Source organism: Leptolyngbya sp. FACHB-541 (genome assembly GCF_014695875.1).
Classification (GTDB): Bacteria; Cyanobacteriota; Cyanobacteriia; order Elainellales; family Elainellaceae; genus JAAUTN01.
The window spans coordinates 1-2,014 of sequence record NZ_JACJPC010000121.1; the positions used below are offsets into that span (position 1 = coordinate 1).

Sequence of the window (2,014 nt, forward strand, 5' to 3'; positions counted from 1 at the left end):
AAGGGGACAGTGTGTCTCAAGCCAAGTTTATTGAAGCAATCTTTGAAATTGCTGCTTAAGGGAATGAAAACGATACCGATCGTTTGTCCCTAATCAGTTTTTGCGACACAACCCTCGTCATTAGGTATTTTGTAGTCAGGAATAAACCCTGCAAGGAAATTACCTAGCCCTTCAATATCGTTACGCCAATCACGGTGCAATTCACCCACAACGCTAAACCAATTGACCAATGGAGGAATTGCTGACCTGGACAGGTTTGCCGTCCGCTGGAGGGGTTGTTGCAAGGAGCTGAAGTTCCCATGCAAGGGCAACCGCACTAGCACCGCCATGCTCAAGAAGAATCTCTGATACACCCGCAGATGTTTCTGTGCGTGCCCAGTCACGTTGCCATTCAGCAAGTACAGCCATCCAATTGATTGGAACTGCACCAGCCTGAACCATCCGGCGAACCGCCATGTCATGAGCTTCCGCAGTAACACCGCCCGAAGCATCGGTAACGATGAATACGTCATAGCCCTCACCCAGCGCCTGAATTGCTGGCATTGCGAGACAGACCTCGGTCCAAAGCGCAGCAAGTATCAGTTGCTTGCGGCCACTTTTCTTCACTACATCTGTCACGTTTGGATCTTCCCAAGTATTGATGGAAGTGCGGTTGATCGGTTTTTGATCAGGAAAAACATCTTGTAGTGCCTTAATGATATGACCCCCTCTTTCTTCCATGACATTGGTCAGGATTGTGGGTACGTTGAACACCTTTGCCGATTTGGCAAGACCAATAACATTGTTAATGATCATCGTAGGTTCATGGCTGTTCAAGTTGGTGAACTGATAGGGCTGGTGGTCAATCAGTACCAGGATGCTATCTTCTGGACGAAGCAGTCCTTCTAGACCAATTTTCTGATTTTTAGACATTGAACTCTCCTATTTGAGCGATTGGTGAATCAGAAATTGCAGAATGAAATCAAAAGCTAAACATCTCTGCTTGTGCTTTTAAGTGAAACGTCTGTTTACCCTCAAGAGTTGATTACGTAAGCGATCGCGCCATGAACTGACTCTGCAAGACAACTCCAAATTTCGCCACTTAAGATCGCGAGTTAAGCATAGAGTTAAGGCGTTCGCGTCGCGTGCCCAAAGAGCATTCGCTTCACTGTGAAATTGCGCCTAATGCCTTCAACGTCGCTGCTTGAGTGTGCGTTAATTCAGTTGCACCTTGAATATTCATGCCTTCAAGCATGGAACCGTGCAATTTACTTGCTCGATCCATTTGCATGACTGTTTGCATGAGTTCAATATAGGTGGTCGCCTTCAAGCTGTCGCCTATAGCAAGTTAAATTTTTGACAGTACAAATTGATAGATTAACCATGCCATCGTGGAGTAGAAGGCTGGCTCTAACTTAAGTTAGAATCCGAAGTTGATCGAAAGTACACTCATACAACCGATCGACCATCAATGTCTGAATGCAAAATCCGGTAGCACTGAGTTGAGCAATTACAAGTCAGGATATAAAGATCTATACAAGGACAGCAATTCTCAGTATGGAAGTTCAGGGGGCAAAAAGTCGCTCAAGGCGACCTTTTTGCCCCCTGACTTATACAAGTGAGTGCCCACAGGGCACGAAGTTTTCCAAAATGAGAATTGCTGATACAAGGAGCTTTATATTCTGGAGTTTGGCAAGCGATATACTTTGGGAAACGGATGACAGTCCTTTATCGGGGAAGTATTCAGTGATTACCCTGCCTGGAATTACTATCCACAGCAAAATCTATGAGAGCTTAGCTTCTTTGGTGTATCGGGGTATCAGAGAGCAAGATAATTGTGCAGTGATTGCCAAAGTTCTCAAGCAGGATTATCCCTCTCCTCAGGAATTAACTCGCTATCGGCAGGAGTATGAAATTACTCGTTTTCTCAACATTGAAGGCGTAGTCAAGGCATACAGCCAGCAAGACTACCAGCGCACGCTGGTTATTCTTTTGGAAGACTTTGGTGGAGAGTCTTTAGAATGCTGGATGCGGC

The 2,014-nt window shown here is 45.5% G+C and carries 2 protein-coding genes and 1 pseudogene; 1 reads left to right on the top strand and 2 read right to left on the bottom strand.

Going from position 1 to position 2,014, the window contains the following annotated elements:
• Positions 1-213: 213 nt before the first annotated feature.
• A complete protein-coding gene (locus tag H6G00_RS27010) occupies positions 214-912 on the bottom strand; it encodes a hydrolase (RefSeq protein ID WP_190799094.1) in 699 nt (232 codons plus the stop codon).
• A 232-nt stretch (positions 913-1,144) separates the two neighbouring features.
• A complete protein-coding gene (locus tag H6G00_RS27015; RefSeq protein ID WP_190799095.1) occupies positions 1,145-1,309 on the bottom strand; it encodes a hypothetical protein in 165 nt (54 codons plus the stop codon).
• A 359-nt stretch (positions 1,310-1,668) separates the two neighbouring features.
• Between H6G00_RS27015 and H6G00_RS27020 the strand changes: the two are divergent.
• A pseudogene (locus H6G00_RS27020) lies at positions 1,669-2,014 on the top strand (hypothetical protein); the annotation flags it as partial.